The organism is Mycolicibacterium iranicum, assembly GCF_014190915.1.
In the GTDB taxonomy this organism is placed as follows: Bacteria; Actinomycetota; Actinomycetes; order Mycobacteriales; family Mycobacteriaceae; genus Mycobacterium; species Mycobacterium iranicum_B.
Window position 1 is genome coordinate 270588 of the sequence record NZ_JACHVU010000002.1, and the last position, 20571, is coordinate 291158.

Below are 20571 nucleotides of genomic sequence, written 5' to 3' on the forward strand. Positions count from 1 at the left end.
CTTCTCAGGACTGGTCGGTGCGGTCGGTGCCGGCAGGCGTCATCGCGGACAGCAGCATCTCGTCACCGGTGGCCGGATTGGGCGTGTAGTCGACGCGGGGCGACTTGCCGAGAATGCCTTTCATGTGGGCGATGTAGGCCATCTGCATGATCTCCTGCGGCTCCTCGGCGAACAGCGTCGCGAACCCGTCCTGGCGGGCCTGGCCGGTGAGGGCCTCGGCGGCGCGGATCTTCGTGTCGAACTCCGGTGTGCCGTAAGCGGCCTGCGGCCCGTCGGAGAGCATGTACTGATCGAGGGTGAACGCAGCGTCACCGGCCTGGTTGCCGTGCATGATCATCAGCAGGTAGGGCCCGGTGTTCGGCGGGAACGGCCGCAGCTGGTATTCGAGTTGCGCTGCCGTGTCCATCATCTCGATCTTGACGTTCAGCCCGATCTCAGAGAATTCGCTCTGCAGGACCTCGATGGTCTCGGTGATCTTCGGGAACTGCGCGGTGCGGCCGATCAACCGGATCTGGATGTCGACCGGCACGCCGTCGGCCCTGGCCTCGTCGATCAGTGCCCGGGCCTTGTCGAGGTCGTGTGGCCACAGCTGCAACTCGTCGTTGTAGCCGACGACACCGGACGGGATCAGTTGGGCGGCGGGCTGCCCGAGGTCGCGGAACAGCGCCTTGACGATGCCGGTGCGGTTCACCGCGTAATTGATGGCCTGGCGCACCCTGATGTCGTTCAGCGGCGGTTCGGTGGCCTGCATGCGCAGCGCGGTGGTCTCGTTGTTCTGGAACGGGACGCCGAGATCGCCCGCGCCGTCCTCAGGTCCCAGGCCGACGGCGATGTCGGCCTCGTCGTTGGTGATCATCGCGGCACGCACGCTTCCCTCACTGCGCCACTGGTATTCGGCTGTGGCGAACGACGGGGCCTGGCCCCAGTAGGTGGCGTTGCGGGTCAGGACGAGCTTCTGGCCGTAGTCCCAGCGGGCGATCGCGTAGGGGCCGGTGCCGATGGGCTCCCGAACCTTCTCGGTGGTGCTGGTGGTGCGAGGAACGATTTCGACGAACGAGATGCGCAGCGGCAGAATAGGATCGGGCTCGGCGGTGCTGATGACGACGGTGTTGGCGTCGGGGGTCTGCAGGCCGAGTTCCTCGTCGCCGAAGACGTAGCCGTCGACGTTGCACTGCAGGTCGGAGTTCACCGCACGGTCGATCGAGAACGCGGCGTCCTCGGAGGTGAACGGCGTTCCGTCGGAGAAGGTCACGCCGTCGCGGAGTGTGAAGGTCCACTCGTTGGGTGTGGTCTGCTCCCATCCGGTGGCCAGCAGCGGCTGCAGATCGCCGGTGGTGGAATCACGCTCGAGCAGCGGTTCGGTGATGTTGGAGCGGACCACGATGCCGGTGGACGTCAGGCTGCTCTCGCACGGCTCGAGCGTCGGGGGCTCCTGCTGGAGGACGATGCGCAGTGTGTCGGGGTCGTACCCGCCGCCGCCGCTGTTGGCAACACTGCAGCCGCCGGCCGCAACGGTGACTCCCGCGAGAGCCAACGCGGTCAGTCGCCGTGTGGTGCTGGGGTTCATGGATCCTCCCGGGCTGGGGGTTCGTGATGTCCACGTATGTAGATGCAATCTGTGATGGCAACCACACCGTAGGAGCGGCCCGGAAACACCGTCAACCCCGGCCAAACGGCCGTTTCGTGGGTAGTAGGAGCGTCGGGACCGCGCATGCATGCCCGTTGAAATATCGCCTGAGCAGGCATTTCACCCGTCGGAGAGGGGTTGTGATGCGGCGATGCTCTCGGCGCCGCGCTCTCTATGCGCGTTCGGTATAAGTCCATGCTATTTCGGACGTGGACGGGTATCTGCAGCTCGCCGTACCGTGAGCATTGTGGGAAATCACTCTGTCTTGCAGGTCGGGCCGCTGAAACCGTCGTTGGCGCACACCCTCGCCGTCGACTATGCCGCCGCGGTGCTGCCCGATTCGGCCGCCGAGCGCGCGGACTTCCTGGCCCGGCGCGGCGCGGACTTCACCGCCGTCGTGACATCGGGCCGCACAGGGGTCGATGCCGCGCTGATGAGCTCGCTGCCGAACCTGGGCGCGGTGATCAACTTCGGCGTCGGCTATGACACGACCGACGTCGACGCCGCCGAAGCTCGGGGCGTCGGGGTGAGCAATACCCCCGACGTCCTGACAGACTGCGTGGCCGACACCGCGGTGGGTCTGATGATCGACACGCTGCGGCAGTTCTCGGCCTCAGACCGGTACGTCCGGGCCGGCCGCTGGCCGGTCGACGGCAGCTATCCCCTGACCCGGCAGGTCAGCAACACCCGCGTGGGCATCATCGGTCTCGGGCGCATCGGTAAGGCAATTGCCCGACGCCTCAGTGCCTTTGGATGCGACATCAGTTACCACAACCGCCACGAGATCGCCGACTCGCCCTACACGTATGCGGCGTCACCGGTGGAGCTGGCCTCGAACGTCGACGTCCTGATCGTCGCCGCGGCGGGTGGTGACGGCACCCGCGGCCTGGTGAGCCGGGAGGTCATCGAGGAGCTGGGTCCTCGTGGCTATCTGATCAACATCGCCCGCGGCAGCGTGGTCGACGAAGACGCGCTCGTGGAGGCATTGCTGAACGGCAAGCTGGCGGGTGCCGGCCTGGACGTGTTCGCCGACGAGCCGAAGGTGCCCGAAGAGCTGTTCGGGCTGAACAACGTCGTCCTGCTGCCCCACGTGGCCAGCGGCACCGAGCAGACGCGCGCCGCGATGGAGGCGCTGACGCTGCGCAACCTGGACAGCTTCCTCGCGACCGGCAACCTCGTCACCCCGGTCTAGCTGCGGGGCGGAAGCTCGACCGTCTCGCCCGCGACATCGATGGCCACCTTGCCGCGGAGTGCGTAGTCCCGTCTGTTCTCCAGCACGTCGTGAGCCTCGCCCACTCGCGCGAGTGGAAGAGTCGCGCCGATCACGGGCATGACGAGTCCGCGCTCGACCAGCGTGGTCAGTGCGTCCAGCTTTCCCCGGTTCTGTCGTGTGAACACGAAGTGATAGGCCGCGTTGCGGCCCCAAGCCTCGATGAGATTCTGCGGCTGCGCGATGTCGACGATGCTGACGACGCGTCCGGAGTCGGCAAGCGCCAGCGGACTTCGTGTCAGTGTGGCGCCACCGATCGTGTCGAGGACGACGTCGACACCCTTACCGTGCGTGATCTCGGCGACGGCGTCGACGTAGTCTGCGGATGCGTAGTCGATCGCCGCATCCGCTCCGAGGGAGCGCACGAACTCGTGTTCACTCGCTCTGGCGGTGGTCAACACCTGTGCGCCGATCGCTTTGGCGATCTGAATCGCGATCGTGCCGACGCCGCCCGCGCCGCCGTGGACGAGGATCGTCTCCCCCACGGTGAGCTGCGCTCGCGTGACGAGCGATTCCCAGACCGTTCCACCGACGAGGGTCAGGCTCGCTGCCTCCAGGTGACTGAGGTTCTTCGGCTTCCGGCCGACGAGTTCGACATCGGCGATGTGCTGCTCGGCGTACGAGCCGGGGCCACCGAAGATCCGGGGTGTGTAGTACACCTCGTCGCCGGCACGGAACTCGGTCACGTGCCCTCCGACTTCCTCGATCACGCCGGAGATGTCGTGGCCGATGATCGCCGGGAGCGGCACCTGGTCGGCGTAATCTCCGCGACGGATTTGTAGGTCGAGCGGGTTGACTGCTGTCGCATGGACACGGACCCGCACCTGGCGGGGTTCCACGAGCGGTACGGGGACATCGCGGAGCTCGAACGCATCGGGCCCTCCGAAACGTTGCAGCACTACGGCTCTCATGAGGTCAGTCATGTTGTGCGTCCTTGTCGTGGTTGCGTCGTATCCGGCTAGTGCGATCGCGGGTCGGTCATGATCTCGACCATGGCCGGCCCAGGGTGGTCGAGTGCCTCCCTGATGACGGACCCGAGGGCGGCCCGATCGCTGACACGCTTTCCATAGGCGCCACAGTCCTGGGCCAGCGCCGAAAAATCTGGATTGAGCAGGGATGTCTGCCAGACCGCGTATTCGGCGCCGCGCTGCTCCTCGCTGATCTTCGCGAGTTCGCCGTTGTTGAGCAGGATGTGGGTGATGTTCATGTCGTACTTCACGGCCGTGGTGATCTCGGCGAGATACTGTCCGAATCCGCCGTCGCCGGTGACGGCGACGATCGGACGGTCCGGGGCCGCGGCCCACGCTCCCAGGGCGGCGGGGAAGCCGAAGCCGATCGATCCGAGATAGCCCGACATCAGCACCGCCTGTGACGTGGGTTCGAAGTACCGCCCGAATGAATAGGCGTGGTTGCCGACATCGACCGTCATGACGGCGTTTTCGGGTGTCAATCCATTCAGCTCCTGGAATACGGTCGCTGCCGACACCCGTCCGTTGCCCGGTGCGGCAGCCGCTCGGCGCGCCTTCTCCGCGCGCCAGACCGCCCAGCGTTCGGCGACCTCCGGTCGCTGGTCGACGACCACCGGGTTGATGCGCAGCCCCTCCGCCAACGCCTGTGCGGTCACACCCACATCGCCGAGCACCGGTACGGTCACGGGCCGGAACCGGCCGAGCATCAGGGGATCGGTGTCCACCTGCACCGTCGGTGTGAACGGCGAGATTCCGCTGTGGTTCGAGAACGAGGCGCCGAACACCAGCAGAAGGTCGGCCTTGTTCATCATCCACGAGGCCACCGGTGTTCCGGACCGTCCCAGCACGCCGCAGGCCAGCGGATGCTTGTCGGAGATCTGTCCCTTGGCTTTGAACGTGGTCAGGATCGGGGCGTTCAGCCGTTCGGCGAGGGAAATGATTTGTGCCATGTCGGATTTGGCACCCGCGCCCACCACGATCACCGGGCGGGTGGCGGCAGCGATGCAGCCGAGAGCGTCGCCGAGTGCCTGAGCGGGCGGGCCCACGCGGAGGTCGGCCATCCGCCCGGTGGGGCCCGACGCGGGCTGCCGCGGCGCCGCGAGCACCTGGACCTCGTCGGGCAGCACAAGGTGTCCGACACCGCGCCCGAGGATGGCATGTTTGACGGCCATCGCCATCAGTTCGGTGTGGTCGGATCCCGAGCGAACCATGGCCGAATAGGTGGAGATGTCTGCGAACGCCGCGAGAAGGTCGATGTCCTGGAAGGCGCCCTTGCCGGCGACCGACGAGTCCACGCTCCCCGAGAGTGCCAGCACCGGCGCACGGTCTGCCTTGGCGTCGTACAGACCCGTCAGCAGGTTCGTAGATCCTGGCCCAGCAATGCCGAAGCATGCTGCAGGCTTGCCGGTCAGCTTGCCGTAGGCCGACGCCGCGAAGGCCGCTGCCCCCTCATGACGGATACCGAAATAGCGCAGCTTGCCGTCGTTCTCGGCACGGTGCATCGCCTCAGCCATACCCAGGTTCGAGTGCCCGACCATCCCGAAGACCGTGTCGACACCCCAGGCGGTCATTGTCTCGACCAGCACGTCGCTCACCGTACGAAGGTGGGGCCGGGGCGCCGGCGTGCCCACGTAGATCCCGTCCGCGCGAACCTCGACGGGGTAGGTCGGCACGTCGAAGTCGGCTCCGCCTGCAGCTTCGCCCGTGAACGGGTCGAAATCGAAGCCGTGCCAGGGACACCGGATCTTGTCGTTCTCCAGGGTGCCCTGGCCCAGCGGCCCGCCCTGATGGGGGCAACGGTTGTCGATGGCGCCGAACTTGCCGTGCAGTTTCGTGAGCGCGACGGACTTGAGGCCGACGGGGCAGACCGTGACCTCGCCCTCGTCGAGTGAGCCGGCATCGATCGCCCGGTGCCACTGCGTCTCTTGCGGGTCGGTACTCACAGCGGTATCACTCCTGCGTAGGGCACTCCGCTGAGGTGGGCGAAGTCGCGGTCGAAGGTGACGAGATCATCGAGGTCGAAATCGGCGAGGTGTCGGTGTCCGCATGCTCTGGCGAGGACCGTCATGAGTTCGACGGTGGCGTGCAGAAAGCGGTGCAGGCGCTGCGCGGCGAGTTCGACGGGCAGCCGATCGCGGAGATGCGGCTGCTGCGTGGCGATCCCCACCGGGCAGGCGTTGGTGTTGCACGCACGCATGCCGACGCATCCGATGGCCTGCAGCGCAGAGTTGGACAATCCGATGGCGTCCGCCCCCAGCGCCAGTGCCTTGACCATGTCGGCCGCGGTGCGGATTCCGCCGGTGACAGCCAGGGTGACGTCGTGCGCCGAGGACGCAGTCAGATGCCGCCGCGCTCTCGCAAGCGCCGGAATCGTCGGCACGGAGATGTTGTCGCGGAACAGGGTTGGCGCGGCCCCTGTGCCCCCGCCGCGGCCGTCGAGGATGAGGTAGTCGACGCCGATCTCCAGCGCCGCGTCGATATCGCGCTCGATCCGCTGGGCGCTCATCTTGTACCCCACGGGGATTCCCCCGGACATCTCTCGCACCTGCGCGGCGAAGTCGCGAAACTCATCGAGCGAGGTCCAGTCGGGAAACCGGGCGGGGGAGATTGCGGCGGAACCCTCCGGTAGACCCCGCACCGTGGCGATCTTCCCGGTCACCTTGCTTCCTGGCAGATGACCGCCGGTTCCGGTCTTGGCGGCCTGACCGCCTTTGAAGTGAAAGGCCTGCACTTTCTGCAGATGGTCCAAGCTCCACCCGAAGCGGGCCGAGGCGAGCTCGTAGAGGTAACGCGGATTATGTTGTTGCTCTTCCGGAAGCATGCCGCCCTCACCGGAACAGATCCCGGTGCCGGCCCTCTGCGCCCCCATGGACAAGGCCACCTTGGCCTCCTCCGAGAGCGCGCCGAAGCTCATGTCGCTGACGAACAGCGGAATATCCAGAATCAGGGGACGCTTGGCCGCCGGCCCGATGACGGTCTCGGTGGCGACCGGTTCATCCTCCAGCAGCGGCAGCCGCGCAAGCTGCCCGGTCACAAGCTGGATCGAGTCCCACTTCGGCAGCTGATCCCTGGGCACACCCATGGCCGCCATCGGTCCGTGGTGGCCGACCCTGTCCAGACCGTGCGCGGCCAGCTCGTGGATCTGCGTGACGAACGGTTCGTCGGGGGAGTCGGTCGGCGTGATCCAGCGGCCCTGGTAGCCGTCATCCTCGTGTGCCACCGGATGCGCGCGCGTGAACTCGGCCACCGACGACTTGTCGAGGTACACAACGCCGTCCGACACCCAGGCGGGAAACGTGGTGAGCGCCACCGCCGGGTTCACGGGCGACACGCCGGTGTCTGCGTCGTACCGCCAACCGTGTACGCCGCAGACGAGAAGATTGCCCTCGACGTGGCCGTCGCCCATCAGGGCCCCTCGGTGTGGGCACCGCCCGTGGAGCGCAGAGACGTCCTCGCCGCGCCGGATAAGGACGATGTCCACTCCACCGACCGAGACAGGATGCGGCCGGTCGGCGGGCAGGTCGTCGAGAGTTGCCGCTCGGATCCGATCGGTCATCGCGACGAGACTTTGTGCGTCCAGCGGCCTGGGTCGCTCTCAAGAGCCCCCCGGTCCCATGTCATCAAGTCGGCGGCAGCACCGTAGGTGAACTCGAGGAAGTCCATTACCGCCGCATCCGGGTCCTTCGCCTGGCGGGCAGCCTCGTACGGCAACAGGTACTGCCGCAGGCCGGTGTCGTAGAAGGCGCCGTCCGGAAGACCTGCGGCATCGGCATACCCGTCGGGCTCGGGATAGGCGTAGGAGTAGAACGCTCCCTCGGCCGCGCCGCCGGGCCAGAACCCGCAACTGCTCAGCTCGTGCGAGTATCCCTCCTCCATCACCCAGTCACCGCAGTTCGGCACGCCACCGGGATGCCGGGGTGCCCGGCGACCGGAGAACCGGGTGCACGCGAGATCGAAGGAACCCCAGAAGAAGTGCACGGGACTGACCTTGCCGATGAACCGGGCGCGGAATCGGCCGATCACCCGGTCAGCCTGAATCAGCTGCCGCCAGAATGCATTGGCCGCAGCGGGGTCATAGCCGGCGTGCGTGTCCTCGGCGAACGCAATGGCGGGGTGTACTTCATTGGGCCCAGCGGAGATTCGCGAACCCACACCCAGCTTCTCTAGCGTCCGCAGCAATTCGTGGTGGAACCCCGCCACGGAGGTATCCCGCAGAGCGATCCCGGCGGTGCCGCCGTCACTCACCCGCACGTTCAGTGCATGCTCGACGAAGTCGAACTCCATGTCGAACGAGTTGGTCCCCACGGGTATCGCCGACGTCGCCAGACCTCGCGGCGACACGTAGAGCGGCACCTGCCACCAATGATTGAGCAACGGTGCGTGAGCCATTCGCACCTTGCCAACGATCTGGCTCCACATGTGCAGCGACCGCCGCGTGGGCTCCCAGTCGGCGACGAGTAGTGCCGGCCAGCTCTCACCCGTGTGGGTGTCGGTCATTCGAACCTCCCTGTTGATGTTTCGGCGGCGTACCCGCGGTCGGCTGCGAGGGCAGCCAGTGGGACGCGCAGCCGGGACCGGCCGCGGTGAATTCGGGACATGACGGTTCCCATTGGCGCGCAGGTGATCGCGCTGATTTCCTTGTAGGTGAGACCCTCGACGTCGGCGTAGTACACCGCCATCCGAAAATCGACGGGCAACGCATCCAGTGCGTTCCTGACCTCTTCGTGAGGCAACAACTCCAACACCTCCACCTCCGCAGAGCGCAGCGCTCGGGGCGAGCTTTCGGCGCCCAGCGGCCAGTCGCTGTTCGTGGCCATGGGCACCTCGGCGGGGCGGCGCATCCGCTTTCGGAAACCGCTGATGTGGGCATTGGTCTGGATGCGAAAGAGCCACCCCTTGAGGTTCGTTCCTTCCTGGAAGGTGTGAAAGTTCGCGTACGCCAGGACCATGGTTTCCTGCACCAGGTCTTCGGCATCGGCGCGTTGCAGGGTCATCCGGACTGCTCCACCGAGGAGCGTGTCGAGAAGCGGGATCACGTCACGCTCGAACCGCGCTGTCATCTCGATATCAGTTTCGCCTGGGCAGATCATGGCTTTCCGCTGGCGGAGGCGCAGCGTTCCTGCAGTGCAACGACTGCCCGCATCGGCCGCAGATGGGTTGCCAGCGAGGCGATCTTCCCCTCGGCGTTGATGCCGATCAGGTCGATGCCGTCGAGCTCCGTAGTGCCGATCCTGATAGTGGTTGCGACTGCGAAACATCCGTCTCCCGGGAATATGCCGGTGACGGTGAAGTCGTCGACGACGTCGAGGACCCGCGACATCACCTTCGCGACCTGCTCTCGGCCGACGACAGGTACGGCATCGATCGGGTCCTCGAGGATCACATACTCGGCGAGCTGAGCTGCCGCGCGCGCGGCATCTCGTGCTTGCAGGGCCGTCAAGAGCGCCGATAGTTCCGCTGGAATCTCTTCCACAGCGTCAGGTTCGCAGCGTCGACCCGACCTTCGCGTCGGTGAAAATCCCTTACCTGGCCGCGAACCGTCAGCGCGCGCCCTGGAACACGATCTCGAGAACGCTGTCGATATACGCCGGGTCGAGTGGCATCGCATGAATCAGGCGGTACTCGACGACCCCGTACAGCAGGTCGCGCATCGTCTCCCAGTCAGCATCGGCACGCATCTCGCCGCGCTCCTGTGCCAGGGCGACCCGCGCGCCGAAGTCAACGATGTTGGGTTCGACGATCTGCTGGAACAGCGCGCGCAGAAGCTCGGCGTCGGACTGGCCGGCAGCGATCAGACACCGATACGCCGGTCCGAATCCTGTGCTCGTGATCAAGTCCACAATCGCTGTCAGCTGGGTCCGGATGTCGGCGACGATGTCTCCGGTGTCAGCGAGAGTTACTACGCCGCTCAGACTTTCGGTCGCGGCCTCAAGTATCACTGCGCCCTTGGAGGGCCACCAGCGGTAGATCGTCTGCTTGCTGACGCCTGCCCGCCTGGCGATGGCTTCGATCGAGATCTTGTCGTACCCGAGCTCGCCGATCATCGAGACCGACGCATCGAGGATGGCCCGGCGCGATTGCTCATTGCGGTTTGCAGGCATACCGCAACCGTAAGCGAGGCGGTGTGTCCATCGATTCAATACGGTCCGGTCCGTATTGACGTAAAGTGGACCGTCTCGTATCGTTTCGGTGACCGGCGCGGCGCTGCCGGCACCGCTGCGATCGCCCTGATCAGCGCGTATGGCGTCGCCTCGAAGGAGGGAGCCAGCCCGTGTCCGTCGAACTGGTCGACTTGAGAACCCCAGGCCGGGGGGTCCTGGGGTGACGATCGTGGAGCAGCCGCCAGTACGACCGGACACAGCGGGCCTTCTGGGCCGGGGCGTGGAACGCGAAGCCATCGACCGACTCCTGGCCGAGACGTCGGCGGGGCGCAGCGGGGTGCTCGTGGTGCGCGGCGAGGCGGGCATCGGAAAGTCTGCGCTGCTTCAGCACGCCCGTGACGCCGCGCTGCTCATGGGGATCCGGGTGGAATCCGTGGTCGGTGTGGAGGCTGAGACGCAGTTCGCGTTTGCCGGCTTGCATCAGCTGTGCGCGCCGTTGCTCGACCGCACCGAGACGCTGCCCGACCCGCAAAGGACCGCACTCGACGTCGCGCTGGGTCGTCGGGCCGGCGCCGCGCCGGATCGATTTCTCGTCGGGTTGGCTGTCCTCAACCTCCTCGCGGAGCAGGGGCCGATGCTGTGTCTCGTCGACGACGCGCAGTGGCTGGATCAGGCCTCCGCGCAGGTGCTTTCGTTCATCGCGCGGCGGGTGGGTGCCGAGCGGCTCGTGCTGATGTTCGCGGTGCGAGACCCCCGCGAAGGCAGCGCCGACCCGCTGGCCGGGTTGCCCGAGTTGCACCTCGAAGGGCTGGGGGAGGCCGATGCCCAAGCCTTGCTGGACGAGGCCGTGTGCGCACCACTCGATGACGGGGTTCGCGACCGCATCGTCGCCGAGGCGCGGGGAAACCCGTTGGCGCTGTTGGAGCTTCCTACCAGCGTGCAGCTGGCAGGCGGCTTCGGTCTACCCGACGCCGTGAGCGTGCCGCGCCGGATCGAGGACAACTTCCAGCGGCGCTCGGACACCCTTCCGGCGCAGACGCGGCAGCTGCTGTTGGTGGCCGCGTCCGAACCGACCGGCGACCCTGCGCTGCTGTGGCGCGCAGCCGCCCATCTGGGGATCGACCGCGAAGCAGCGGCGCCCGCGGAAAGCGCTGGGCTGCTGGAGATCGACACCCGAGTGCGATTTCGTCACCCGCTGGTGCGCTCGGCGGTCTACCGTGCCGCCACGGCGCCGGAGCATCGTCGGGCGCACTGTGTCCTGGCTGCCGCCACCGACCCGAACACCGATCCAGATCGCCGCGCATGGCATCGCGCCCAGTCGGTGCTGGGAACCGACGAAGACGCCGCTGCCGACCTGGAGCGATCGGCCGACCGGGCGTTGGCGCGCGGAGGATTCTGCGCCGCGGCTGCGTTTCTCCGGCGTGCTACCGATTTGACGCCGGACCCCTTCCGTCGGGCGAGACGCGCACTGGATGCTGCCAATGCCGAGCATTGTGCCGGTGCGCCCGAGGCCGCCCTGGCGCTGCTGGACAGCGTGGATGCCGAGCGACTGGACGCGCTGTACCGTGCCCGTCTGGAACTGCTCCGCGCACAGATCACCTTTCACCTCACGCAAGGCGCCGAGGTGCCGAGGATGCTGCTGGGCGCCGCGCGGATGTTGGCTCCGCTGGATCCCTCGCTCGCTCGGGAGACCTACCTGCAGGCCTTCGATGCGGCGACCATCACCGGGGGTTCGGGTGTCGAACCGGGGCTGTCGGAAATCGCCGAAGCGATCGGTGTCGCACCGGCGCCGACGGGTGCACCAGGCCCGAGAGATCTCTTGCTCGCCGGGTTGGTGGCGGTACACACCGAAGGATTCGAGTCCGGCGCGCCCATCCTGAGGCAGGCATTGCGGGCGTTCCGTGATGATGTTCTCCCGACCGAGAGGCTCCGAACCGGCGACGCGGGCAACTGGTTGTCACTGGCCGCACGGACCTCGATAGCACTGTTCGAGGACGATCTGACGATCGAGCTGGCCGACTGCAACGTACGGCAGGCGCGCGAAGCCGGTGCTCTCGCCACGCTGCCCACCGCGCTGATCGTCTCGGCCTTCGCGCGGATCTACACCGGCGAGCTTTCCCGCGCCGCCGAGCTTGCGGACGAGGCTGCGGCGATATCGCAGCTGTCGGGCGCCAAGCCACTCCATTACGCCCACACATACCTGAACGCCTGGCGGGGAATCGATTCGGACCCCCCGGTGACAACGCATTCGCGGGGAATCGAGACGACTGTGTCCCTGTGCGCGATGGCCGTGCTGCACAACGGACGCGGCAACTATCCCCGGGCGCAGGAGGCAGCCGCCCGCGCAGCGGAGTCCTACGAACCGGGAATCAGGGGTCTGGCGCTTCAGGAGCTCGTCGAGGCGGCAGCCCGTGCCGGTGATCTGGAAACCGCCTCTCGCGCAAGTAAAGAGCTCGGCATCAGAGCCCACGCCAGCGGCACCGAATGGGCGCTCGGCGTCGCTGCGCGTTCACAAGCGCTGACCAGTACCGGAGCCACCGCAGAACAGCTCTACCGCGAGGCGATCGAGCGTCTTCAGAAGTGCCGCATGGAGGTGTTCCTCGCCCGCACGCACCTCGTCTTCGGCGAGTGGTTACGCCGCGAAGGCCGCCGCAGCGATGCACGCGAACAGCTCCGCATTGCTCACATGCGCCTGTCCGACATGGGCGCAGAGCCGTTCGCGGTCCGCGCCGCCCGTGAGCTGCGCGCCACCGGCGAGCATGCCCGCAAGCGGACGTCCCAACCCAGCGCTGCGCTCACCGCCCAGGAGCAGACCATCGCCCGACTCGTCGCGACCGGGGCGACCTCCCGTGAGGTGGGCGAACAGCTGTTTCTCAGCCCGCGCACGATCGAAGCGCACCTGCGCAACATCTTCCGGAAGCTGGGCATCACCTCCCGCCGGCAACTCAGGGAGCTCCGCCTGCCCTAGCTGCCCACGGCGCCGACACTGCATCTGTGCAGAGAAAAGTCGAGTACGTGGCTGCGTAGATGCAGTCTCGGCGCGCAGTGTCGGGGTCGTCGACCACGATGCCGTCATGGGGGAGATCTTCGTGGGCACCGAGGCCGTCGCGGCAGGCGCCGTCACGCGCCATGAACTGAGCCGCTGGTATCGGTCCGTCTATCCGAACGTCTACGTGCCCAAGGCTCAGCGGGTCACATTGCCCGCCCGGGCCCACGGTGCCTGGCTGTGGTCGGGCCGATCGAGCGTGATCACAGGGCTTGCTGCCGCTCGACTTCACGGTTCCGCATGGATCGATGACGACGTCGCCGTGGAACTCGTCTACCAGAACACGCGTCCTCCGCGCGGGATCATCGCGCGCAACGAGCGCATCGCGGAGGACGAATGGGACATGACAGCCGGCTTGAGGGTGGCCACTGCGGCGCGGACGGCCTTCGACCTCGGCCGGTTCCGTCGCCACGTCGACGCCGTGGTGCGGCTGGACGCCCTGATGCGGGCGCGGCCTTTCGCCCCGGAGGACGTGACGCGGCTCGCCGAACGTTACCGCGGGACACGCGGCGTGGCCCGGCTGAAGGCGGCCCTACCGCTCGTCGACGGGGGCGCACAGTCACCGATGGAGACCTATTGGCGGTTGCTGGTCAGGCACACCGGCTTTCCGCCACCGGCGACGCAGATCCCGGTGTTTGACACCGACGGCTATCCGGTGCGGATCCTCGACTTCGGCTGGGAGGACGTCAAGGTGGCCGTCGAGTACGACGGTGACCAGCATCAGACGAGTCGTCGACAATATCTCGCAGACAGAGACGTCATGCGAGTGCTGGAGCGCCTCGGGTGGGCGGTGATCTGCGTGGTCAAGGAGGATCGCCGCGACGACGTGATCGCCCGGTTGTATCGGACGATGGCCTCGCGGGGGTGGGTGGGCGAGGTCGCCTTCACCGAGGCGGTCACCCGCTCGCGCGAGACTGCATTCACGCGGCGAAAGTTCGAGTAGGGGGCTGCAGGAATGCAGCCTCGGCGAAAGCACGCAGAGCGCGACTCAGTCGACGCCTTCCACCAGATCGTCGGTCGTCCACTCCTGTTGCGGCAGGACGTCTTTAAGCACCCGCAGCAGCGCCGGGTTCGTCGAATCGCCACGCCATACCGCGTCGAGCTCGACGGGACGCTCGCGGAACGCGCCGATCGACCGGAACGTCACGCCCTCGGGGTGCAGGGTCGCCGCCGACGCGGGTACCAGCGCGAGGCCGATGCCGGACCGGACGAGCACCAGCATCGTGTGCACCTGCGTCACGTACTGCACGTACTTCGGCGTGGCCCCCGCGATGGTGAACGTCGAGATCAGCAGCTCGTTGAAGTAGCGGGCCTGCACCGGTGAGTACATGATCACGTCCTGACCGTCGAGATCGGTCAGCGTCAGTTGCCGGGACATGTCGGCCAGCGGATGCCCGGTCGGCAGCGCGACGACCAACTGCTCATGGAGCAGTGGACGGGAGACCAGCCCGGGCCGCTTCAACGGGGGACGCGCCATCCCCAGGTCCAGCTCCCCGGTCATCAGCCCCTCGATCTGGGCCGCGGTCACCATCTCGCGCAGGTCGAGCTTCACGTCGGGCAACCGGTCGCGCATGCGCTCCAGCAGACGCGGCAGCACCGCGTGCGCCGAAGCCGCCGTGAAGCCGACGACGACGGTCCCCAGGTCGCCGGCGGGGATGCGCTTGACCGTCTGCGCGGCGCCCTCGGCGAGCTGCAGGATGCGCCGGGCGTCGGGCAGGAACGCCGCCCCGGCCGGCGTCAGCGTCACGGTCCGGGTGGTGCGGTCGATGAGCTGCACCCCGAGTTCGTTCTCCAGCTGCTGGACCTGACGCGACAGCGGCGGCTGGGTCATGTGGAGGCGTTCGGCGGCGCGGCCGAAATGCAGTTCTTCGGCGACGGCGACGAAGCAGGTGAGCCTGGCGAGGGAGAACATCAGACCTTCGACGTCAGCTTGATCGCTGCGATCTTCAGCTGGTCGACTGCCTCCTCCCACTCCGCCACGGACGGGAGCCTGCCCTCACGGAACGTCATGCCCATCTGACGCTGCGCCTTCTTCGGTCCGTACGACGTCGCCACCCGCTCACAGATCGCGGCGACGGCCGACCGATCGGTGATGAGCTCGCCGTGCATCGTGCGGGTCTTCCCGCGATAGGCCACCTGCGCATCGGCGCCGCCGCGGAAGTTGTGTTTCCATTGGGCCTCCAGCACGACATAGAGGTCGCCGTCGAGTCGGTGGGCGCTCACCGGAGTGGAATAGCGCTTCCCGGATTTGCGGCCGGTGAAGGTGACCAGCATGAAGTCGCCGATGGCCCCGCCCAGCGGCGTCTTCAGGACGAACCGCAAGGTCGGGTTGATGACCCGCAGCACCCCCTCCGGAGGATGGGCGGCGTCGACGGTCGGCTGATCGCTCATGCCCCCACCGTAGGTCGCCGTCGCGGGCCCCGGGGGAGATTTACCAGCGTGGGCTGAGCAGCTCGAAAGACGGGTCGACGGTACGCATGTAGCCGGTGTCGTCGCGGTCGCGGATCCCGCAGCGCACCCACTGCTCGTGCAGCGCGTCGAGCGCGTCATCGTCGATCTCGACGCCGAGGCCGGGGGCGGTCGGCACCGGCACCGCACCCTCGACGAACCTCAAGGCGCCGTCCTTGACGACATCCTCGGTCTTCCAGGGCCAGTGGGTGTCGCACGCATAGGTGAGGTTCGGTGTCGCGCCGGCCAGGTGCACCATCGCGGCCAGGCTGATGCCCAGATGCGAGTTCGAGTGCATGGAGACACCGAGGCCGAAGGTGTCGCAGATGCCGGCCAGCAGCCGGGAGCGCTGCAGCCCGCCCCAGTAGTGATGATCGGAAAGGACCACCCGCACAGAGCCTTTGGCCACCGCCGGGGCGAGCTGGTCGAAGGCGACGACGCACATGTTGGTGGCCAGGGGCATCGGCGCCTGCTGGGCGACCTCCGCCATGCCGTCCAGGCCGGGGGTCGGGTCTTCGAGGTACTCCAGGATGCCGGCCAGCCCCGAGGCGACCTTCACCGAGGTCTGCGGGGTCCAGGCGGCATTCGGATCGAGCCGCAGAGGCATTCCCGGGAACGCCGCGGCCAGCGCCTCGATGGCCGCCATCTCCTCGTCGGGCGGAAACACCCCACCCTTGAGTTTGATTGCGGTGAAGCCGTATTCGTCGATGATGCGGTGCGCCTGGGCGACCAGCCCGTCGGGGTCGAGCGCCTCACCGAACCCATCGGGGTCCTGCCCGGGGTGCGCGGCCCACTTGTAGAACAGATACGCGCTGAACGGGACCTCGTCGCGGACCTTCCCCCCCAGGAGATCCGCGACGGGCCGTCCGAGGGCGTGGCCCTGAACGTCCAGGCATGCCACCTCGAAAGGCGAGAGCACCTGGTCGACGGCCGACGCCGTGGTGATCATGCCGGCCGTGCCGACCGCCGCGGTGTCACCCTGCAGCCGGGCCGCGATCGCAGCACGAATCTGATTGAGCGCGAACACGTCCAGCCCGGTGATGGCTTCGGCGGCGGCAGTCAGCCTGGCCAGGTGGCGGGTGTCGGCATACGTTTCGCCCAGGCCCACGAGACCCGCATCGGTGTCCAGCTGAATGATCGCCCGCAGTGCGTAGGGCTGGTGCACCCCGACGGTGTTCAGCAGCGGCGGATCGACGAACGCGACAGGCGTGATGCGTGCGCCGGTGATGCGGATCGGGGCCATGGGTCAGACCGCCCGGGTCAGCGCGTCGGACAGGACGGCGCGACCCGCGGCGATGATCGACTTGAGCTCGGCGACGTCGTCGGAGCTGGGCATCACCAGCGGAGGTCGCACGGGTCCGGCGGGGACGCCTTCCATCGTGACGCCGGCCTTGACCAGCGAGACCGCGTAGCCGGGCACCGTGTCACGCAGCCGCACCAGCGGGATGAAGAACGCGTTGAGCAGACCGTTGGCCAATTCGTCGTTGCCGGACTCCAGCGCGTTGTAGAACGCCAGCGCGAGGTCGGGCGCGAACGCGAACGTCGCCGACGAGTACAGCGGTACGCCGATGGCGCGGTAGGCGAGCTGCGTGGTCTCGGCGGTGGGCAGACCGTTGAAGAACAGGAAGTCGGGATCGACGGAGGTCTTCACGGCCTGCACGATGCGGGCGACCTGATCGAAATTGCCCGTGCCGTCCTTGAATCCGATGACGTTCGGGATCTTCGCCACGGCGATGGCGGACGCCTCGGTGAACTTGGCGTTGTTGCGGTTGTAGACGATCACGGGCAGTGCCGTGGCCGCCGCGACCGCGGCCACGTAGTCGACCAGGCCGGGCTGCGGGACCTCCACGAGGTAGGGCGGCAGCAGCAGGATGCCGTCGGCGCCGGCTTCCTGGGCCGCGGCGGCGAAGCGCTTGGCCTGCGCCACCGAGCCGCCTGCCCCCGCGTAGACCGGCACGCGTCCGGCGACCACCTCGACGGCGGTGCGGACGACGGCGCTGAACTCGCTGTCCTCCATGGCGTGGAATTCACCGGTGCCGCAGGCGATGAACACGCCACCGGGGCCGGCGTCCACACCCTTGGCGAGGTGTCGGGCCAGCGCGTCGAGGTCGACGTCGCCCGTCTCGGTCATCGGGGTCACGGGGAAGAACAGCACGCCGTTGAAGTTCGGACGCATGGCGAAGCTCCTAGTAGGTGGTGGGTGAGAGGTGAGGGTCAGTCCTGCGAGAGCGCGCCGTCGATACGCCGCCACAGATGGTCGGGGTTGCCGTCGGCGACGGCGCTGGGCAGCAACGACTTCGGAACGTCCTGGTAGCAGACGGGACGCAGGTAGCGCTCGATGGCCAGCGAGCCGACGCTCGTGGTGCGCGAGTCCGAGGTGGCGGGGAACGGTCCGCCGTGCACCATCGCGTGGCAGACCTCGACACCGGTGGGCCAACCGCCGAACAGGATTCGGCCGGCCTTCAGTTCGAGCAGCGGAAGCAGCTTGCCCGCCTCCTCGAGGTCGCTGTCGTCGGCGTGCACGGTGGCGGTCAGCTGTCCCTCGATGCCCTGGGCGACGGCGCGCAGTTCGTCGGCGTCGGCGCAGCGCACGATCAGGCTCGACGAGCCGAACACCTCGGCCTGCAGGTCCTCGGACGCCAGGAAGCTCTGCGCATCCGTGGTGAACAACGCTGCGTGACAGGAGGTCTCGCTGGTGCCGGGTTCGCCGCGGCTGATCAGTTCGGCGGCCTTGGTCAGCGATTCGACTCCGGAGGCGTAGCTGCGCGCGATGTTCGGGGTCAGCATCGGCGTGGCGGGCGACTTCGTGAGCGCCTGGCTGGCCGCCGCGACGAAGTTCGTGAGGCCGGGGCTGTCGACCGCGATCACGAGGCCGGGGTTGGTGCAGAACTGGCCCGACCCCATGGTGAGCGAGGCGACGAACGCCGTGCCGAGCTCGGCGCCGCGCGTGTCGAGGGCGCCGTCGAGCAGGAAGACGGGGTTGATCGAGCTCATCTCGGCGTAGACCGGGATCGGCTCGGGGCGGGCGGCCGCCGCGGCGACGAGTGCGGTGCCGCCGGACCGGGAGCCGGTGAACCCGACGGCCTTGATGCGCGGATCGGTCACCAGCGCGATGCCGAGGTCGGGCCCTGAACCGAAGAGCAGCGAGAAGGTCCCGGCCGGCAGTCCGCAGGACACGACGGCGTCGGCGATGGCACGCGCGACGAGCTCGGAGGTGCCCGGGTGGGCGTCGTGGCCTTTCACGACGACGGGACAACCTGCGGCCAGCGCCGAGGCGGTGTCGCCACCGGCCACGGAGAACGCCAGTGGGAAATTCGAGGCGCTGAACACGGCTACGGGGCCGAGGGGGATGAAGCGCTGCCGCAGATCGGGGCGGGGCAGCGGGGTCCGGTCGGGCTGCGCGGTGTCGATGCGGGCGCCGTTCCAGCTGCCCTCACGCAGCACGGACGCGAACAGGCGCAGCTGTCCGGTGGTGCGGCCGACCTCACCGGTGATGCGGGCCTGCGGCAGCCCGGACTCGGCGACGGTGCGCGCGATCAGGGTCTCGCTGATCGCCTCGATGTTGGCGGCGATGGTCTCCAGGAACTGCGCGCGCTGCTCCGACGTGCTGGCACGGTAGGTCGCGAACGCGTCGGCGGCCGCGGCGCACGCCGCGTCCACATGGCTGGAGTCGCCGTGCTGGTAGACCGGCTCCAGCGGGCGGCCGGCGGCCGGGTCGAATGCGCGGACCTCCTGGCCGTTGCCTCGCACCGCCGTGCCGGCGATCAGCATCTCTCCGGTCAGAGTGGTTCCTGGAATCGTCGCAGTCATGGCTTCCACGGTAGGAGCCATATCCATGCCTGTCCAAGACCGTTTCGCACACTTTTAATTCAGGCTCGGTATCAATCGAGGGCCTTGCCCGAGGTGGTCCACCGATCGGGGGACATCGAATTCCCCCGGCCGCTCCACCGGCCGGCCGACAGACGCCGCGCCGCTGCTGCGGCATTCTTATCTCATCGCCGGAACACACCGGACGCACAACCGAAAAACACACTCAGACAAAGGAAGTCATCATGAACGCCCTCACCCGCATCATCGCCTTGCCCCTGCTGTCGGCCGGCATCCTCGGCGGAGCGCTCGGCATCGCCGGCACGGCAGCCGCTGCAACCCCGCCGGCACCCACGGGCCACTCCGTCATCAGCAAGCAGGACAAGCCCCAGCCGAACAACCCGACCACCCACACCTGGCGCGAGCGTCACCGGGACAACCACAACCACTTCTGGCGCCACTGAGCGCAGGCGGCGGCCCTCCCCACGGGGAGGGCCGCTTCGTCGTGTCAGCCCAGAGGCGGGAGGCACCGGCAGCGCGAAGGGGCTTCTGCCCGAACGTATGGCGGTGGAGGCTCAGCGGGCGAGCCGCTTCTCGATCACACCCACCAGGGTCGCGGCCGCCTTCTCGTCCCCGGAGATCGACAACCGGCCGTCGTCCAGAGCCGTATCGACGGCGAGCTTGCGGCCGACGATCGCGGCGACGGTCGAGGCCGACGAGCGCACCGTGACATCGCCCGGCGTGGCGGGCGGACCGGGCGTCACCGTCACGTGGCCCTCGCGCAGCCGAAGGCACGCGGTGCTGTCGTCGATGTGGAACTCGTAGACGGCCTCGAGGTCATGCGGCCCGTCCCGGCGTACGTCGGCGGCCAGGAAGCTCAACAGCCATTCCGCGCGGAACGCCTCGCTGCCTGCGTCGGCGTCGGTCATCTGGTGCCGGGCGCCCCACATCGCCAGGGGTACCACGGCGGCAGCGAGTTCCCTTCCGGCGTCGGACAATTCGTAGACCACCGCGGAACCGGGCTTGTCGAGCGCGAGCCGACGCTGCACCACGCCGTCGGCTTCGAGCTGCCGGACCCGGGCTGCCAGAAGCGAGGTTCCGATGCCGGACAGCGCATCGGCCAGTTCGGTGTAGCGCTTGGGCCCGGAAGCCAGTTCGCGCACGATCAGCAGCGTCCAGCGTTCACCGACCACGTCGAGCGCATGCGCAAGACCGCAGAACTGGCCATAGGTCCGTCGCGACACGTCGGCAAGCTTACTCATCACACTCCCATATCCGAATCCAACTTAACTATCTATTTGTTA

At 67.7% G+C, this 20571-nt stretch carries 18 protein-coding genes; 4 read left to right on the forward strand and 14 right to left on the reverse strand.

All coding sequences use genetic code 11. The features are described 5' to 3' along the window. Positions 1 to 4 precede the first annotated feature (4 nt). Positions 5 to 1567 (reverse strand): ABC transporter substrate-binding protein, encoded by a 1563-nt coding sequence (locus FHR72_RS05205; RefSeq protein WP_183466870.1) that lies wholly within the window; start codon positions 1565 to 1567, stop codon positions 5 to 7. 307 nt (positions 1568 to 1874) lie between these two features. Between FHR72_RS05205 and FHR72_RS05210 the strand changes: the two genes are divergently transcribed. Then, positions 1875 to 2819: a 2-hydroxyacid dehydrogenase gene (locus FHR72_RS05210; protein ID WP_311736057.1), complete on the forward strand. Its 945-nt coding sequence runs from the start codon at positions 1875 to 1877 to the stop codon at positions 2817 to 2819. Here FHR72_RS05210 and FHR72_RS05215 read toward each other — a convergent pair. The 7 genes from FHR72_RS05215 to FHR72_RS05245 all read right to left on the reverse strand — a co-directional run bounded on the left by FHR72_RS05215 (position 2816) and on the right by FHR72_RS05245 (position 9966). After that, the gene (locus tag FHR72_RS05215) at positions 2816 to 3820 is read right to left on the reverse strand and encodes a zinc-dependent alcohol dehydrogenase family protein (protein ID WP_183466872.1); all 1005 of its coding nucleotides are present in this window, start codon (positions 3818 to 3820) and stop codon (positions 2816 to 2818) included. The genes FHR72_RS05210 and FHR72_RS05215 overlap by 4 nt on opposite strands. A gap of 35 nt (positions 3821 to 3855) precedes the next feature. Then, on the reverse strand, positions 3856 to 5808 hold the full coding sequence (locus tag FHR72_RS26710) for a thiamine pyrophosphate-dependent enzyme (protein ID WP_183466873.1): 1953 nt from the start codon (positions 5806 to 5808) through the stop codon (positions 3856 to 3858). Then, positions 5805 to 7421 (reverse strand): glutamate synthase-related protein, encoded by a 1617-nt coding sequence (locus tag FHR72_RS05225; RefSeq protein WP_183466874.1) that lies wholly within the window; start codon positions 7419 to 7421, stop codon positions 5805 to 5807. The genes FHR72_RS26710 and FHR72_RS05225 overlap by 4 nt, the downstream gene beginning before the upstream one ends. After that, complete coding sequence (locus FHR72_RS05230; RefSeq protein ID WP_183466875.1) at positions 7418 to 8362, reverse strand: DUF5996 family protein; 945 nt, start codon at positions 8360 to 8362, stop codon at positions 7418 to 7420. Before FHR72_RS05230 ends, FHR72_RS05225 begins: the two co-directional genes overlap by 4 nt. Beyond that, the gene (locus tag FHR72_RS05235; protein ID WP_183466876.1) at positions 8359 to 8955 is read right to left on the reverse strand and encodes a sigma-70 family RNA polymerase sigma factor; all 597 of its coding nucleotides are present in this window, start codon (positions 8953 to 8955) and stop codon (positions 8359 to 8361) included. Before FHR72_RS05235 ends, FHR72_RS05230 begins: the two co-directional genes overlap by 4 nt. Then, complete coding sequence (locus FHR72_RS05240; protein WP_183466877.1) at positions 8952 to 9305, reverse strand: nuclear transport factor 2 family protein; 354 nt, start codon at positions 9303 to 9305, stop codon at positions 8952 to 8954. Before FHR72_RS05240 ends, FHR72_RS05235 begins: the two co-directional genes overlap by 4 nt. 100 nt (positions 9306 to 9405) lie before the next feature. After that, the gene (locus tag FHR72_RS05245; protein ID WP_183466878.1) at positions 9406 to 9966 is read right to left on the reverse strand and encodes a TetR/AcrR family transcriptional regulator; all 561 of its coding nucleotides are present in this window, start codon (positions 9964 to 9966) and stop codon (positions 9406 to 9408) included. A 229-nt stretch (positions 9967 to 10195) separates the two neighbouring features. Here FHR72_RS05245 and FHR72_RS05250 point away from each other — a divergent pair, with 229 nt between their 5' ends. Further along, a complete protein-coding gene (locus FHR72_RS05250) occupies positions 10196 to 12934 on the forward strand; it encodes an ATP-binding protein (protein WP_311736058.1) in 2739 nt (912 codons plus the stop codon). A gap of 106 nt (positions 12935 to 13040) precedes the next feature. Further along, positions 13041 to 13955, forward strand: a complete 915-nt coding sequence (locus FHR72_RS05255; protein ID WP_183466880.1) for a type IV toxin-antitoxin system AbiEi family antitoxin — start codon at positions 13041 to 13043, stop codon at positions 13953 to 13955. A 45-nt stretch (positions 13956 to 14000) separates the two neighbouring features. On the opposite strand, the gene FHR72_RS05260 is transcribed toward FHR72_RS05255, so the two are convergent. From FHR72_RS05260 to FHR72_RS05280, 5 genes are read right to left on the reverse strand one after another with little or no spacing between them, the layout of a single operon-like run. After that, the gene (locus FHR72_RS05260) at positions 14001 to 14924 is read right to left on the reverse strand and encodes a LysR substrate-binding domain-containing protein (RefSeq protein ID WP_183466881.1); all 924 of its coding nucleotides are present in this window, start codon (positions 14922 to 14924) and stop codon (positions 14001 to 14003) included. Then, on the reverse strand, positions 14924 to 15403 hold the full coding sequence (locus tag FHR72_RS05265) for a nitroreductase/quinone reductase family protein (RefSeq protein WP_183466882.1): 480 nt from the start codon (positions 15401 to 15403) through the stop codon (positions 14924 to 14926). The genes FHR72_RS05260 and FHR72_RS05265 overlap by 1 nt, the downstream gene beginning before the upstream one ends. Positions 15404 to 15443: 40 nt before the next feature. Further along, the gene (locus tag FHR72_RS05270; RefSeq protein WP_183466883.1) at positions 15444 to 16703 is read right to left on the reverse strand and encodes a glucarate dehydratase family protein; all 1260 of its coding nucleotides are present in this window, start codon (positions 16701 to 16703) and stop codon (positions 15444 to 15446) included. 3 nt (positions 16704 to 16706) lie between these two features. Next, a complete protein-coding gene (locus tag FHR72_RS05275) occupies positions 16707 to 17636 on the reverse strand; it encodes a 5-dehydro-4-deoxyglucarate dehydratase (protein ID WP_183466884.1) in 930 nt (309 codons plus the stop codon). 38 nt (positions 17637 to 17674) lie between these two features. Beyond that, on the reverse strand, positions 17675 to 19270 hold the full coding sequence (locus FHR72_RS05280; RefSeq protein WP_183466885.1) for an aldehyde dehydrogenase (NADP(+)): 1596 nt from the start codon (positions 19268 to 19270) through the stop codon (positions 17675 to 17677). A 242-nt stretch (positions 19271 to 19512) separates the two neighbouring features. Here FHR72_RS05280 and FHR72_RS05285 point away from each other — a divergent pair, with 242 nt between their 5' ends. Next, positions 19513 to 19731: a hypothetical protein gene (locus FHR72_RS05285; RefSeq protein WP_183466886.1), complete on the forward strand. Its 219-nt coding sequence runs from the start codon at positions 19513 to 19515 to the stop codon at positions 19729 to 19731. Positions 19732 to 19842: 111 nt separating this feature from the next. Here FHR72_RS05285 and FHR72_RS05290 read toward each other — a convergent pair whose 3' ends face one another. Further along, positions 19843 to 20529 (reverse strand): winged helix-turn-helix transcriptional regulator, encoded by a 687-nt coding sequence (locus FHR72_RS05290; protein WP_183466887.1) that lies wholly within the window; start codon positions 20527 to 20529, stop codon positions 19843 to 19845. Between the last annotated feature and the right edge of the window lie 42 nt (positions 20530 to 20571).